Source organism: Mesorhizobium sp. USDA 4775 (assembly GCF_054062655.1).
In genome coordinates this window covers 2,575,564-2,591,158 of record NZ_JBSSFM010000001.1, presented here as the reverse complement: position 1 = coordinate 2,591,158, position 15,595 = coordinate 2,575,564, and the positions used below count along the sequence as shown (strand labels likewise).

The window sequence follows — 15,595 nt, the reverse complement described above, 5'->3', positions numbered from 1 at the left end:
CGAATGGCTCTTCCGGAGCGACCGGACCGCCGCCCGGCTTTCGCCATACGAGGGTTTAGCCATGGACAGATTGCGGATCGTCGGCGGACGAAGACTGGAAGGCGCGGTCACCATTTCCGGCGCCAAGAACGCTGCCTTGCCGCAGATCGCGGCCGCCCTGCTCAGCCCCTACCCGCTCGAACTGACCAATTTGCCTGATGTGACCGATGTCGAGAACATGCTGGGCGTTGTGCGGCTTCACGGCGCCGACGTGACGCGATCGGCCCATGCCGCGACGATCGACACCAATGCCGCCGTTTCGAAGGAAACGTCCTATGACACGGTGCGCAAAATGCGCGCGACGGTGCTCGTTCTGGCGCCGCTGCTCGCCCGGTTCGGCCACGCCCGGGTTTCGCTGCCGGGCGGCTGCGCCATCGGTGCGCGGCCGGTGGACATGCATGTCGCCGCACTCGCGGCACTCGGCGCCAAGATCGCCGTCGAGAACGGCCTGATCGTCGCCTCGGCGCCGAACGGGCTGACCGGAACGCGCATCGTGCTCAGCTCGCCGTCCGTCGGGGCAACGGAAACCGCCATCATGGCGGCAACCACCGCCAAGGGCGAAACCGAGATCCTCAACGCGGCGCGCGAGCCCGAGGTGGCCGATCTCGCCGCTTGCCTCAACGCCATGGGCGCACGCATCGAAGGCGCCGGCACGCACCGCATCCTGATCGCCGGCGACACCGGTTGGCACGCGGCCCGGCACGACATCATTCCGGACCGCATCGAGGCCGGCACCTATGCGATCGCCGCGGCGATCACCGGCGGCCAGCTTGAGCTCACACACGCCCGGCTCGAGCACATGGCCTCGGTGGTGCAATTGCTGGAAGCCACCGGCGTCAGCGTCTGGCCCGGCGATCGCGGGCTCATCGTGTCGCGCGAGCGGCCGCTCAAGGCCGCCGATCTCACGACGGAACCCTATCCGGGCTTTCCGACCGACCTGCAGGCGCAGTTCATGGCGCTGATGTGCTGCGCCGAGGGTGCGTCGCTGCTGCGCGAAACCATCTTCGAGAACCGCTTCATGCATGTGCCCGAACTGATGCGGCTCGGCGCCAACATCAAGTTGCAAGGCACAATGGCTTTGGTGCGCGGCGGCGAGAAGCTGCATGGCGCGCAGGTGATGGCCACCGACCTGCGCGCTTCGGTGTCGCTGGTGCTGGCGGCATTGGTGAGCGAAGGCGAGACGATTATCAACCGCGTCTATCATCTCGACCGTGGCTATGAGCAACTCGACCGCAAGCTCCGCCTTTGCGGCGCCGACATCGAGCGGCTGAGCGCATGAGCGGCGCTGACTATCTTCTCGGCGTCGATGGCGGCGGCACCGGCTGCCGGGCTCGTATCGAAGACGCGGACGGCAACGTGCTGGGACAAGGCTTGTCCGGCCCGGCGACGACGCGGCTTGGCATTGACGCGGCATGGGCCTCGATTGCCAAAGCGTTTGGCGCGGCGATCGCGGAGGCTGGCTTTGGACCGACCGAAATCGCTCGGACCCACGCCGGCATCGGGCTTGCCGGCATTGGCCGCAAGGGCGCGCTGGAGGCGTTGCGGGCAATCGCGCACCCGTTTGCCAGCATCGATTTCGTCAGCGACGGCGTCGGCGCCTGCCTGGGCGCGCATTCCGGTCAGGACGGCGCCATCGTCATTGCCGGCACCGGTTCGATCGGCCTCGGCTTTGTCGAGGGGCGTGACCTGCGCGTCGGCGGTTACGGCTTTCCGATCTCCGACGAAGGCAGCGGCGCCCATCTTGGGCTGAAAGCCGTGCAAATGGCGTTGCGCGGTCATGACGGCCGGCACGAGCGGACGGCGCTGCTGGCGGAGGTGATGCAACGTTTCGAGGGTGACCCGATGGCGGCGGTCGCCTGGATGGATCGCGCCAGCGCCACGGATTACGCCGCTCTGGCGCCGATGGTCATGCGCCATGCCGACCAGGGCGATCCAGCCGGGCGGCGCATCGTGCAAAATGCCGCCGAGCAGATCGACACGCTGGTGCGGGTGCTGTTCGAAAAAGGCGCGCCTCGCGTGACCTTGCTGGGTGGCCTCGCCAGCCCGCTCGAACCGTGGCTTTCGCCCGATGTAAGGCGCCGCCTGAAGCCCGCCGACGGCGACGCCGTATCCGGCGCGATCATCCTTGCCAAGAGATCGCCCCGCGTATTGTAGGCTTAGCAAAGAGATAGGAATAAAATATTCCAATCTCCTGTTGACGATACGAATATCCAATTCTAGAAAGTTAACAAAGAAAGACTGTGATGACGGATCAGACGTCCGTGTGCCCTGGCGCCCGTTGAGCCATGCCGGACGCCGGCAGCAGAATTTTTGAAAGCGCTGGAATGACCGAGCAAGGTTTGATGTCTGAGCTGGACCTGCTGGTTTCCGAAGGCCGCAACCCGCGGACAATGGATATCGACCTGCTGCCGACCATCGACGTGCTGCGCAAGATCAATGATGAGGACAGGCTTGTCCCGGCTGCTGTTGAAAAGGTGCTGCCGGAAATCGCCGCGGCCGTCGACCGGATCGTTCTTGCCTTCCAGAAGGGCGCAAGACTGATCTATATCGGCGCCGGCACCAGTGGCCGGCTCGGCGTTCTCGACGCTTCGGAATGTCCGCCCACCTTCGGCGTGCCCGAGGGCATGGTGATCGGCCTGATCGCCGGCGGTCCGGACGCCTTGGTGCGGTCGACGGAAGGCGCCGAGGATGATCCGAAAATGGGCGCGAAGGTGCTGCAGGAGATCGGACTAGTACGGAACGACGTGGTGGTCGGCATCGCGGTCAGCGGGCGCACGCCTTACGTTATCGGCGGACTGAACTATGCCAAGCAGGTCGGCGCAACCACGGTTGCCCTGTCGTGCAATCCGGCATCGACCATTGCCGGCATCGCCGACATCGCCATCTCGCCGGTCGTCGGCCCGGAAGTGCTCACCGGATCGACGCGGCTGAAGTCGGGAACCGCGCAGAAGCTGGTGCTCAACATGCTGACCACCGCCTCGATGATCCGCATCGGCAAGAGCTATGAAAATCTGATGGTGGACCTCAACCCGTCCAACAAGAAGCTGGTGGCGCGGGCAACCAGGATCGTCATGCAGACCGCCGGGTGTTCGGCGCAGCAGGCCAAACAAGCACTCCATCTGACAAACAATGACGTGAAGCTGGCGATACTGGTGACGATCACCGGCCTTGATGTCGAGGCGGCGCGAACTGCCCTCGGCAAGGCCGGAGGCTTCCTGCGAAAGGCAATCGGCGATGGGACGGCATGAAGCCGCCCGGGACAAGACGGCAACAAGCCGCTTTAGACAAGACGGCAAGAAGCCGCTTTAGACAAGACGGCGTGAAGCCGCATAGACTGGGCCGATACTCCGAAGCATGTGTGTCTTGGAAGCGGTCGGCGGAAACTGCAAGGCATCAAGTCAAATCATAATGGGAGACGGAAATGACAAGGCATCTCACAAGAACATTGCTGTCGGGCATCACGGTTGCCGCGATGCTCGGCATGGCTGTGGTTTCGACGCAGGCCGCGACGCTGCACATGGCGTGGTCGCAGGACGCCACCGGGCTTGATCCGCACAAGCAAACGGCCTTCTCGTCGCTGCGGCTCCTGGAACTGATCTATGAGCCGCTGGTGCGCGTCGATGCCAGCCTGCAGATCATTCCGGCAATCGCCACTTCCTGGGAATTCTCGAAGGACGGCAAGGAACTGACCTTCAAGCTCGATCCCAAGGCGAAATTTCAGGACGGCAAGGCCGTCACCTCCGCTGACGTCAAAGCCTCGTTCGAGCGCATCCTCGACGAGAAGACGGGCGCGGCCGCCCGCGCCAATTTCCTGTCGATCGCCAGCATCGACACACCTGATGCGGCCACCGTCGTATTCCATCTATCGCAGCCCGACGTGCCGATCCTGACGGCGATGAGCGACGTCAACGCGGCCATCGTTCCCGCAGCCGAGATAAAGGCCGGCTCGATCGGCACTAAGGCGGTCGGCTCGGGCCCGTTCAAGCTCGACAAATGGGACCCCAACGCCAAGGAAGTCTTGAGCGCCAACAAGGATTGGGCGGGGGGTGCTACCGGTGTCGACGGCATCGAGATCAGCGTGCTGCCCGACGAAGCGGCGATCCTGGCCGCCATGCGCACCAAGCAGATCGATTTCGCCCTGCTCAACGACCCGCTGGTCGCGACGCTGGTGCCGAAGGAGGCCAGCCTGCAGTTGAATCGCGTACCGGTGCTTGCCTATCACGTGCTGCAGCTCAACCCGTCGCGCAAGCCGATGACCGAGCTCAAGGTGCGCCAGGCGATCTCCTGCGCCATCGACCGGCAAGAGGTGCTGGACACCGCATCGCTCGGCGAAGGCAAGGTCACCGGACCGCTGACCATCCCGGCGCTCGCCACCGATCCGACCCAGCTGTTCTGCTACAAGCGCGATGTCGAAAAGGCCAAGAAGCTGATGGCCGAGGCCGGCTTTGCCGACGGCTTTTCGGCAACAGTGATCGGCGCCACCGGCGAGCCGCCGACGGCGGCTGCGGAGGCCCAGGTCATCCAGTCACAGCTCGCCGAAATCGGCGTCAAGCTCGACATCAAGATGATGGAGCTCAACGTCTATGTCGACGCCTGGCTGAAGGGCGATTTCGACATGGCGATCGCGCTCAACGGCGGCCGCGCCGACCCCTACACCATGTACAACCGCTACTGGACCAAGGCCGGCAATCTGCAGAAGGTAGCCAACTACATCGACGACACGCTGGACAGCCAGATGCAGCAGGGGCGCGCCGAGACCGACCCGGCCAAACGCAAGGCGATCTTCGCTGCATTCGAGAAGCACCTCGCCGAGATGTCGCCGTGGATCTGGCTCTACACCTCCTATAGCTACACGGCCCAGCAGAAGAACATCGCCGGCTTCGTGCCGACGCCGACGGGCACTCTGTTCAGCCTGAGCAAGGTTACCATCCAGCAGTAGCCTCGGCAGGCATTGGACGAGAGGACTTTTCGCGTGAATTATCTGAGAGACTGCCTCAAAAAGAAGTGGGTGATTTCAATAGGTTGTGATTCCGTCGGATTTGCAAAGATTCGATGGAGCTCACGATGGCCTGGACTGAAATCACCCGTCGGCACTATGCCCGGCGCGCGACCCGTTATGCAAGCGATCTGACGGATCGTGAATGGAGCCTGGTGCAGCCCTTTCTGCCAGCGGCGCGACGTGTCGGGCGTCCCCGCACCACAGATTTGCGAGAGGTGTTGAACGCGCTGCTCTACATCGCCTCGACGGGTTGCCAGTGGCGTATGCTGCCGAAGGATTTCCCGCCCTGTTCAACCGTTCAGCGTTATTTCTACGAATGGAGAGCAACGGGTCTGTGGAGCCGGATCAACCATCATCTCGTGATGGAAGCACGCGAGTTGGAAGGCAAAGAGGCCAGCCCGACGGCAGGCGTCATAGACAGCCAGAGCGTGAAAACCACCGAAAGCGGCGGCATTCGGGGTTATGATGCCGGAAAAAAGATCAAGGGACGCAAACGTCACATCCTTGTCGACACGCTCGGCCTGATGGTCGGTCTCATGGTCCATACCGCTGACATTCAGGACAGGGACGGTGCTCCGGACCTCTTGAAATCCATCCGCCAAAGATGGCCTTGGCTGCTGCATGTCTTTGCCGATGGCGGCTACGCGGGTGACAAGCTGAAAAGGCGACTGCGGAAAATCGGGCACTGGACACTGGAAATCATCAAGCGATCCGACAAGGCAAAGGGCTTCGAGGTTCTACCGCGCAGATGGGTCGTTGAACGGACCTTCGCATGGCTCGGCAGATGCAGAAGGCTGGCGAAGGACTTCGAGAAATCCGTCGCTTCCGCCGAGGCGTGGATCATGATCGCCCACATACGCCTCATCACGCGCCGTCTCTCAAGATATTGCTATCATTGACCTCTTTTCGAGTCCGACTCTTATGCGACGACTGGCGACGTTTCCTCTCGTCCTGCTTGGCGTGTCCATCCTGGTCTTCGTTGCGATCCGGATGGTACCGGGCGATTCGATCACGGCGATGCTGGGCACCGAAGCCGGGCTGCTGACGCCGGCACAGCGGGATTCGCTCGCCGCCTATTTCGGCATCGACCAGCCCTGGTTCGTCCAGTACTGGCGCTGGATCGGCGGCATCCTGCACGGCAATTTCGGCATTTCGGTCACCTATGGCAGGCCGGTGCTCGACGTCATCCTCGAACGCTTTCCGCTGACACTGGAGCTGGCTCTGCTGTCGATGATCATCGCGCTTGCCGTTGGCATGCCGGCCGGCATCTACGCCGCCACGCATAGCGAAAAACCGTCCGATCTTGGGGTGCGCATCGTTGCCATGACCGGCCAGTCGACGCCGAGCTTCGTGCTCGGCCTCTTGATCATCTACACGCTGTCGGCCGGCTTCGGCGTGCTGCCGGCGATGGGCGAATTCGCGCCGCTCTGGCAGGATCCCTTGCGCAATCTCAGCCAGCTGATCCTGCCTGCGATCACGCTCGGCTTTGCCTTCGCCGCGTCGGTCACGCGCATATCGCGTTCGGCCATGCTCGACGTTTTGAGCGACGACTATGTGCGCACCGCGCGCAGCAAGGGCGCTTCGGCGCGCAGCGTCATCTGGCGGCACGCGCTCCCCAATGCGCTGATCCCGGTGGTGACGCTGAGTGGCATTGAATTCGGCTATCTCCTCGGCGGCGCCGTCATCGTCGAGCAGATCTATGCCTTGCCCGGCCTCGGACGCATGGTGCTCGACGCCATCCTGCAGCGCGACTACGCGCTGGTGCAAGGCGCTGTGCTGTTCATCGCCTTCAACTTCATGATCGTCAATCTCCTGGTCGACCTCGCCTATGTCGGGCTCGATCCGCGCATCCGGCTGGGAGAACAGTGATGCGCACCCTGCGCGCTATCTTCGGCCATGGCAGCGGCCGTATCGGCGGCGTCATCGTCAGCGTCTATTTGCTGATCGCCATCCTTGGCCTGTTCGGGCTGACGCCGCACAATCCGATCACGCAGTTCCGCGTCGACCGGCTGCACGCACCCAATGGCGCCTACTGGATGGGCACCGACCTGTTCGGCCGCGACGTGGCCAGCCGGCTGATGGCCGGCATCGGCCAATCCTTCACGGTCGCCTTCTTCTCGGTGGCCTTCGCGACTTTTGCCGGCACCGTGCTGGGGCTGGCGGCAGCCTGGCTCGGACGCCGCTGGGACGGCGTGGTGATGCGCATCATGGATGTGCTTTTGGCCTTCCCAGCGATCCTTCTGGCATTGCTCATTGTCACCGTCGCCGGGCCAGGCACCTGGACCAGCGTCGTTGCCATCGGCATCGTCTACACGCCGATCTTCACGCGCGTGGTGCGCGGCCCTGCCCTTTCGCTCAAGGCCCGCGAATTCGTCGATGCCGCGCGCACCTTCGGCAGCAGTTCGAGCTACATCGTCACGCGCCATCTGTTGCTCAATCTGGTGGCGCCGCTGACCGTGCAAGTGACGCTGGCGCTGGCCTGGGCGCTGCTCACCGAAGCCGGCCTGAGCTTCCTCGGGCTGGGCACGCAGCCGCCCGCCGCCTCGCTCGGCCTGATGCTGAGCGACAGCCGCAATCTGATGGAGACCGCGCCCTGGCTGATGATCTTTCCAGGACTGACCATCATGATCAGCATTCTCGGCTTCAACCTGCTGGGTGACGCCTTGCGCGATATCCTCGACCCCAGGATGCGGAGGGCGCCGGCATGACGCCGCTGTTGTCGGTTCGCGATCTGCACGTCGGCTTCGGCCGCGATCCGCAAGCCAATGAAGTGGTGCGCGGCATCAGCTTCGACCTTGCCGATGGCGAAACACTGGCCATTGTCGGCGAAAGCGGCTCCGGCAAATCCGTCACCGCGCTGTCGATCAACCGGCTGATCGATTTCGGCGGCGGCCGCATCACCGGCGGCGCGATGAAGCTGAAGCGGGCCGACGGCAGTCTCTTCGACCTGACGAGCGCCGCCGAACCGCAGCTACGCGGCATTCGCGGCGCCGAAATCGGCATGATCTTCCAGGAGCCGATGACCTCGCTCAACCCGGTGCTGACCATCGGTTCGCAGATCGAGGAATCGTTCCGGCTGCACCGCGGACTGACCGGCCGGCAAGCCACGGCGGCGGCCAAAGATGCGCTCGACCGCGTGCGCATTCCCGATGCCGCAAGGCGGCTGAAATACACGCCAAACCAGCTATCGGGCGGCATGCTGCAAAGGGTGATGATCGCCATTGCGCTCGCCTGCAATCCGCGCCTGCTGATCGCCGACGAGCCGACCACCGCGCTCGACGTCACCGTGCAGGCGCAGATCATGGCGCTGCTGGCCGAGTTGAAGCGCGAGACAGGCATGTCTGTGATCTTCATCACCCACGATATCGGCCTGGTTGCCGGCATCGCCGACAAGGTCGTGGTGATGCAGAACGGGCAGGCCGTGGAGCAAGGCGAGCTGAACCAGATCCTCGACAGGCCGCGGCACCCCTACACCCAGCATCTGCTGCAGGACGTGCCGCATTTTGCGAGGGGAGGCGCGACCCGCGCGGACGGACAACGCGACAAGGATCCACACGCAGAACCGGCCTTGAAGGTCGACGGACTGGTGGTGCGGTTTCCCCTCAAGAGCAATTTCTTCAGCCGCGCCACCGGCGCCGTGCATGCCGTCGATGGCGTCGACTTCGACCTGATGCCGGGCGAGACTTTGGCCATCGTCGGCGAGAGCGGTTCGGGCAAATCGACCACCGCGAAGGCGGTGCTTGGGCTGGTGCGCTCGACGCGCGGCAGCTTCTCGGTCGGCGCACGAAAGGCTTCGGCCGAGCGCAGCGCCAAGCCCGTGCAGATGGTGTTCCAGAATCCCTATGCCTCGCTCAATCCGAGGCTGGCCATCGAGAGCATCCTGGCAGAACCGGTGATCGCGAACGGTGGTCGTGTGGACACCGAGACACGCGCCAAAATGGCGAGCCTGCTGGAACGCGTCGGCTTGCCCAGGAATAGCCTGGAGCGCTATCCGCATGAATTCTCCGGCGGCCAGCGGCAGAGGCTGTGCATCGCGCGTGCGCTGATGCTCAACCCGTCCGTGGTCGTTCTCGATGAGGCCGTGTCGGCGCTCGATGTCTCGGTGCAGGCCAAGGTGCTGGAGCTGCTGGTCGAGCTTCAGCGCGAATTTGGGCTGGCTTATCTCTTCATCTCGCACGATATGGCAGTGGTCGAGCGGATCGCGCACCGCATCGCCGTCATCTATGCCGGCCAGATCGTCGAGATCGGCGATGCGGCCTCGGTGCTGTCGAAGCCGAAGCACTCCTATACGAAGAAACTGATCGCAGCGGTTCCGACCATCGACCGGCGGCGCGAGCATTTCGAGATCGACACACGCCAGGTTCCCTCGCTCGTGCGCCCGCAGGGTTTCGAGCCGGCGCCGGCGCTGTGGGAGCGGTTCGGGAGCGACCATATGGCGAGGGTTGAGGCGTGACTTCAGTTCTTTCGGCCGATCTTCAACAGCTCTTCGACCGCGCGTTCGCACCGTTGGAAGCCGCAGTGGCTGCCAAGCGGATTCCCGGCGGCGTGCTCGGCATTGTCGACAGCAATGGCCACCGCATCGTCAGGGCGATCGGCTCGGCGCAACTCGTGCCCAAGCAGCGTCCAATGACCGTCGAAACCTGGTTCGACCTGGCATCGCTGACCAAGGTCATCTTCACCACGCCGCGCATCTTGGCGCTGGCGGAGGACGGCGTCATCGATCTCGACGCGCCGCTAATCTCGGTGCTGCCCGACCTTCGCCAGTACGATCAATCGGCGTGGGAGCGGAAGGTGACGTTTCGCCAGTGCCTCGGCCATCAGACGCCGTTTCCGGCCGTCGAACCGATCTACACCTACGGGCGCGATCCCGAATTGCTGCGCGCCTTCATCCTGCAGCGCGAATGGCGAGCCCGTGAACCCGTCTATTCCGACATCAATTTCATCCTGCTCGGCTTTGCCCTTGAGCGGCTGTCGGCCAGGACCATCCGCGACATGGCCCCCGGCCCCGGATTTGCCTGGTCTACGGAACCGGATGCCGCCGCGGCGACCGAGGACTGCACCTGGCGTCATCGCGTGCTGTCCGGCGAGGTGCACGACGACAATTGCTCGGCGCTGCAAGGCGCCGGTCATGCCGGGCTGTTCGGCACGGCAGCTTCGGTGCTGGATTTCGCACAAGGGCTGCTGGACGGCAGCGGTGCTTCCGCACGGTCGATCACGCTGATGCGCACACCCCTTTCCGCCACCCGCACCCATGGATGGGAGCGCCCCTATGACGGCTGGTCCGGCGGGAAGTTGTGCAGCCTGGGAACGATCGGCCACACCGGCTTTGCCGGCACCGGACTGTGGATCGATTTCGACAGCGGCAAGGCCTGGACCTTGCTCACCAACCGGATCCATCCGACACGTCATTTCGACAGCGGAATCATCCCGCTGCGGCAGACGGTCGGCGATCTCGTCAACGGACTTTAGGAGCTAGATGATGGAACCAATCTGGGCCGTCGGCCTGATGACGGGCACGGTGCTTGACGGCAATATCGACGTCGCGTTGATCAAGACCGATGGCGAGCGCATCGACGACTTCGGCACCTACCGGCTGATGCCCTATCCCCCGTCGATCCGCTCGCTGCTGGAAGAGACGCTGACGGCGGCGCGGGCCTGGAATTTTGTCGGGCCGGAACCGGCGATCTTCCGCAAGGCCGAGGAAGCGCTGACGCGTGCCCAGTCGGCGGCGGTGAAGGAATTGGTCGAGGGCTACGGCATGACGATGGCCGATATCGGCGTCGTCGGCTTTCACGGCCAGACGGTGCTGCATCGCGCGCCGCAGGTGGGACGACTCGGCCAGACGCGGCAATTGGGTGACGGCGAGCTGATGCATGCCCTGTTGGGCACCAAGGTCGCCTATGACTTTCGCTCGGCCGACATGCGCGCCGGCGGGCAAGGCGCGCCCCTGGCCGCCGCCTATCACACCGCGCTGATGCGCAGCGCCGGCGCCAGCGGCGAAGTGGCCGTGCTCAATCTCGGCGGCGTCGCCAACGTCACCTGGTGGGACGGCGCCGACAATGTCGTCGCCTTCGACACCGGACCGGCCAATGCGCCGCTCAACGATTTCATCAAATCGAAGGGGCTCGGCGACATGGACCGCGATGGCGCGCTTGGCCGTGCGGGAACGGTCGATGAGGCCCGGCTCGCCAAGCTGTTGCAGCATCCTTATCTCAGCAAGCCCTACCCCAAATCGCTGGACCGTTTCGATTTCGGCGCCGCCATGGCCGACGGCCTCAATGCCGAGGACGGTGCCGCCCTGCTCACCGCCTTCACCGCCGGCGCCGTCGGCAAGGCGCTTGATCTCTTGCCAAGCCGGCCCAGGAAACTGGTGGTCAGCGGCGGTGGCCGGCACAATCCGACGATGATGGCGATGCTCGCCAGCCGCGCCGGCGTCGAGGTGGTGCAGGCGGAAAGCCTAGGCTGGAGCGGCGACGCGGTGGAGGCCGAGTGTTTTGCCTTCCTGGCGGTGCGCGTGCTGCGCGGCCTGCCGATCAGCTTTCCAAGCACCACTGGCGCGCCGCAGCCGATGCGCGGCGGAAAGCTGGCCGGTTAAGCCAGTTTCTTCCGCAGGAAGATCCGGCTGCGTCCGACCGGGAAATCGGCCAGCGTGCCGAAGGGCTGATAGCCCTGGCGCTGGTAGACCTTGGCGGCGTTCGGATTGAAGGTGTCGATCCAGGCGTTGTTGCAGCCGCGCGCCAAGGCTTCCTGCTCGGCCGCGTCCAGCATCCGGCCGGCCATGTGCTGACCGCGCAGCCTTTCATCAACCCACAGCCATTGCACGTAGAGCCAGCCCCAGGCGGTGTAGCCCGAAATGCCGGCGACGACTGCGCCATCCTCGTCGCGCACGAACACAGCGAGCGCCTTTCTTTCGGACGGGCCGACATCGCCGTCATTGAACGCCGTCAGCCGTTCGGCAAGAAAGGCAAGGTCCTCCGGCAAGGGGTTTGCCGTTGTTTCGAGTGTCGTGTGCATGGCTCTTTCCGGAAAGCTAGGCTGGATGGGATGAAGGGTTACGGAGCAGGAGGCTCTTGCGCAATTTCTATGTCTGCTCCCGAACAGGGTGCGGATCGCCGCCGTTGCGGAATTCGGATGCGGCAATGCCGTAGCGCTTGAGCTTGTCGTAAAAAGTCTTGCGCGGCACGCCGAGCGCGTCGATGGCGCTGCGCACATCGCCGCCATGGTCGCGCAACGCGTCACGGATGAGCTGCGCCTCGTAGTGGCCCACGCGTTCGGGCAACGAGGCGGCTGGCTCCGCCGATTGCGGGGAAACAGCTTTCGTCTCGTCATCAGGCCCAAGACCGAGTGTGACGCGATCAGCGAAATGCGCAAGTTCGCGGACATTGCCCGGCCAGGCATGCGACTGGAGATGATCGCTGACCGCGGCATTCACCTTGGCGACAGGACGGCCGAACCGTTCCGCTGCCTTGCCGAGGAAATGGCCGAACAGCATTGGAATGTCGCCGCGCCGCTCGCGCAGCGGCGGAATGCGCAGCGTCACCACGTTGAGGCGGAAATAGAGGTCCTCGCGGAAATCGCCACGCTGGTCCTGCCGGCCGAGATCGACCTTGGTTGCCGCGACGACCCGTAAATCGATGCGCCTTGTCTCGTTCGAGCCGAGCGGGGTGAGGCTGCGTGTTTCCAGCACCCGCAGCAGCTTGACCTGCAGGGCCGGCGGCATGGATTCGATCTCGTCGAGAAACAGCGTGCCGCCGCTGGAATGCTCGACGCGGCCGATTCGCCGCCGCTGCGCGCCGGTGAACGCGCCGGCCTCGTGGCCGAACAGTTCGCTTTCGATGACGGTCTCCGGCAAGGCGCCGCAATTCAGCGCCACGAAGGGTTTGGAACGACGCCGGCCCCACCGGTGCAGGAGGTCGGCCACCACCTCCTTGCCGGTTCCCGTCTCCCCCTCCACCAGAACGTCGACATCCATGTCGGCGATCTGGCGCAAGGTCTCGCGCAACCGCCGAATGGCCGGCGCCTCGCCGATCAGCGGCAGGCCGTCGGCCGCAAGCGCGGCGGCCTCGCGCAGCCGGCGGTTCTCCATCACCAACCGCCGCTTCTCCGAGGCCCTTCTCAGCGCCTCGACGAGGCGATCGCCGGCATAGGGTTTTGGAATGAAATCGTAGACACCGTCCTTGAGCGCGGCGACAGCAAGATCGACATCACCATGCCCGGTGACCAGGATCACCGGTATATCAGGGTCGATCGCCTTGATACGATCGAACAGCTGCAGCCCGTTCATTCCCGGCATGCGGATGTCACTAACCACCACGCCGTCGAAGTCCCTGTCGACGACCGCAAGCGCGGCCTCGGCGGCATCGCGCGCCACCACGGTGAAGCCGGCAAGTTCGAGCAATTGCGTGGTGGCATGAAGCAGGTCCGCATCGTCGTCGACGAGCGCCACCCGCCCTGATCCCTCGTTCATTCAATTCGCCTCAAATCGATGGTGAAGGACGCGCCTTTGGCGCTGTCGGGATCGAGCCGCAAAGTGCCGCCCAATTCCTGGGCAATCTCCTGCGAGATCACCAGCCCGAGGCCGAGCCCCTTCTCCTTGGTGGTCTGGAACGGCATGAACAGATTGCCGGCCGCTTCCGGCCCGAGGCCGGGGCCGTTGTCGCGCACCGAAATCAGCACTCTGTCGCCACGTTCGGCGAGGTCGATGTCGATGCGGGGATCGGGCTGGTCCTTCGTGGCGTCGAGCGCGTTCTGCAAGAGGTTGACGAGGATCTGCTCCAGCCGGATGCGGCTTGCCATCACCATCGGCGACGCGTCGCCTTGCGGCTTGACGATGGTGACGCCGGAATCGCGGATGCGGCCGGAGAGCAGCGACAGCGCGCCGTCGATCGCCTCGCGCACCGGCAGCGGCGAAGCGGCGACACCGGGCCGGCGGGCGAAGGTGCGCAGCGTGTTGGTGATGGCGCCGATGCGTTCGGTCATCGAGACGATCGAGCTCAGATTGCCGCTCGCCGGTTCGGTCTTGCCGGTTTCGAGGAAGCGGCAGGCATTCTCGGCATAGGTGCGGATCGCGGCGACCGGCTGGTTGATCTCATGCGCCACGCCGGCGGCGATCTGGCCGAGAATGGAGAGCCGGTTGGCCTGAGCGAGATCGTCGCGCAGCCGGCGGACCTTGGCCTCGGCATTTTCGCGCTCGGCGATTTCGCCGGCAAGCGCGGTGTTGGAGCGGGTCAGCTCGGCCGTGCGTGTGCTGACCCGGCTTTCAAGCTCGGCATTCATGCGCGCCAGCGCCTCCTGCCGCAGACGGCGTGTGCGGCGGCGCCTTGTGAATACGTAGGCTAGCAGGCCGGTCAGCAGCAGCCCGAGCAGCGTCGTCAGCCGCGCCGTGTTGGCGGCGGACGAGAGAGCCGCATCCGCCGGCGTCAGCAGCCAAAGGCGCCAGCCGGGAACCGCACCGGGCAGATCCTGCACCACCTCGACAAACTGGCGCGGTTTGCCGGGGCCGTCGACAGTCGCCAGGCCGTCGCCGGCACCTCGCCGTATCGGCAGAGGTTCGAAACCGGCGTCCGGCAATTGCAGCTGCTCATGGGCAGCGGCGGCGTCCTCCGCCGAAAGCGGCGCAAGGGCATGAAACCGCCACTCGGGCTGGCTGGTGGCCAGTACGACGCCGCGTTCGTCGGTGACGAAAACGAGAAACCCGCTGGAGCGCCAATTGGCCTCGACGCCGTCAAGCTCGACCTTCAGCACTGCGACGCCCAGCGGCTTGCCGTTGTCGTCGACGCGGCTCGAAAGATAGAGTCCCGGCCGGCCGCTAATCGTGCCGAGCCCATACTGGCTGGCCGAACCCTTTGCCATCGCCTCGTTGAAATAGTGGCGGAAATTATAGTCGATGCCGACAAAGCTGGTCGGCTCGCCGGCATTGCTGGCCGATATCGCGATGCCCGCCGTGTCGATGACATAGATGGCGGACGCCGAGGCGTCGCCTGATATCGCCTTGAGCTTGTCGTTGAGGGCCGCTTCCTGCATCGTCCCGGCCCGGCGCAGCGCCCCGCGCACAGCATCGTCGCGCGCCAGCACCAAGGGAACCAGGCGCTGTTTTTCGATTTCGCCGGTCAGCGTTCCCGCCGCCAGCGGCAAGGCGGCAAGTGCGCCATCGCGCAGGTCAGTGGTCGCCTGGCCGGTGGCGATGCGCCCCGCGACGGCGATCGCGCCTGCCAGGATCGCGAGGGCGACGACGACGACAAGCCAGCGGCCATCGCGCAGCCGCGCCACCGCCTCGCGCAGCATTTCACGACCGGCTGCGGAGCCCCTATCGGTGCCTGTCTGCGGCGTCTGCCCTCTCCTTTTCCTAGCACCCGCCACTCTAATGCGAAATTCCGCCCAGGCAAATGCCACCTGTGCGGAAATCCGCACACGCTTCCCCCGCAGGACGCCGAACAAAGCCCGGAATCCCGGCATTCCGGGCTTCCCCCGATCTGGCACAGCGCTTGCAAAACTCCTTGCCAGCGGCGGGCGACCGGAACGCCGCGATGGGAGAAGTCACGCAGGGCGGGTTCCGTC

Annotated in this window: 13 protein-coding genes; 10 read left to right on the top strand and 3 right to left on the bottom strand. The window is 64.7% G+C overall.

The window, feature by feature from the left end; genetic code table 11:
• Positions 1–61: 61 nt before the first annotated feature.
• The 10 genes from murA to ACVILI_RS12365 all read left to right on the top strand — a co-directional run bounded on the left by murA (position 62) and on the right by ACVILI_RS12365 (position 11,633).
• Positions 62–1,318, top strand: a complete 1,257-nt coding sequence (gene murA, locus ACVILI_RS12410; RefSeq protein WP_038645220.1) for a UDP-N-acetylglucosamine 1-carboxyvinyltransferase — start codon at positions 62–64, stop codon at positions 1,316–1,318.
• Entirely contained in the window at positions 1,315–2,193 is an 879-nt protein-coding gene (locus ACVILI_RS12405; protein WP_038645218.1) for an N-acetylglucosamine kinase, read from the top strand. Before murA ends, ACVILI_RS12405 begins: the two co-directional genes overlap by 4 nt.
• A 170-nt stretch (positions 2,194–2,363) precedes the next feature.
• Positions 2,364–3,287 carry an N-acetylmuramic acid 6-phosphate etherase gene (murQ, locus tag ACVILI_RS12400; RefSeq protein WP_038645216.1) on the top strand — a complete coding sequence of 308 codons (924 nt, stop codon included), beginning with the start codon at positions 2,364–2,366 and terminating at the stop codon, positions 3,285–3,287.
• Between the two features lie 173 nt (positions 3,288–3,460).
• On the top strand, positions 3,461–4,978 hold the full coding sequence (locus ACVILI_RS12395; protein ID WP_038645214.1) for an ABC transporter substrate-binding protein: 1,518 nt from the start codon (positions 3,461–3,463) through the stop codon (positions 4,976–4,978).
• Positions 4,979–5,103: 125 nt separating this feature from the next.
• On the top strand, positions 5,104–5,937 hold the full coding sequence (locus ACVILI_RS12390) for an IS5 family transposase (RefSeq protein ID WP_457102429.1): 834 nt from the start codon (positions 5,104–5,106) through the stop codon (positions 5,935–5,937).
• Positions 5,938–5,959: 22 nt separating this feature from the next.
• A complete protein-coding gene (locus ACVILI_RS12385; RefSeq protein ID WP_276315469.1) occupies positions 5,960–6,907 on the top strand; it encodes an ABC transporter permease in 948 nt (315 codons plus the stop codon).
• Positions 6,907–7,746: an ABC transporter permease gene (locus tag ACVILI_RS12380; protein ID WP_038645210.1), complete on the top strand. Its 840-nt coding sequence runs from the start codon at positions 6,907–6,909 to the stop codon at positions 7,744–7,746. Before ACVILI_RS12385 ends, ACVILI_RS12380 begins: the two co-directional genes overlap by 1 nt.
• A complete protein-coding gene (locus ACVILI_RS12375) occupies positions 7,743–9,491 on the top strand; it encodes an ABC transporter ATP-binding protein (protein ID WP_038645208.1) in 1,749 nt (582 codons plus the stop codon). Before ACVILI_RS12380 ends, ACVILI_RS12375 begins: the two co-directional genes overlap by 4 nt.
• Entirely contained in the window at positions 9,488–10,507 is a 1,020-nt protein-coding gene (locus ACVILI_RS12370; protein WP_457102458.1) for a serine hydrolase domain-containing protein, read from the top strand. Before ACVILI_RS12375 ends, ACVILI_RS12370 begins: the two co-directional genes overlap by 4 nt.
• Positions 10,508–10,517: 10 nt before the next feature.
• Positions 10,518–11,633, top strand: a complete 1,116-nt coding sequence (locus tag ACVILI_RS12365) for an anhydro-N-acetylmuramic acid kinase (protein WP_038645204.1) — start codon at positions 10,518–10,520, stop codon at positions 11,631–11,633.
• Here ACVILI_RS12365 and ACVILI_RS12360 read toward each other — a convergent pair.
• The 3 genes from ACVILI_RS12360 to ACVILI_RS12350 form a co-directional block, all read right to left on the bottom strand.
• Positions 11,630–12,052 (bottom strand): GNAT family N-acetyltransferase, encoded by a 423-nt coding sequence (locus ACVILI_RS12360; RefSeq protein WP_038645202.1) that lies wholly within the window; start codon positions 12,050–12,052, stop codon positions 11,630–11,632. The two genes, ACVILI_RS12365 and ACVILI_RS12360, sit on opposite strands and share 4 nt — an antisense overlap.
• Positions 12,053–12,119: 67 nt before the next feature.
• Entirely contained in the window at positions 12,120–13,505 is a 1,386-nt protein-coding gene (locus ACVILI_RS12355) for a sigma-54-dependent transcriptional regulator (RefSeq protein WP_038645200.1), read from the bottom strand.
• On the bottom strand, positions 13,502–15,322 hold the full coding sequence (locus ACVILI_RS12350; RefSeq protein ID WP_019856793.1) for a sensor histidine kinase: 1,821 nt from the start codon (positions 15,320–15,322) through the stop codon (positions 13,502–13,504). Before ACVILI_RS12350 ends, ACVILI_RS12355 begins: the two co-directional genes overlap by 4 nt.
• Between the last annotated feature and the right edge of the window lie 273 nt (positions 15,323–15,595).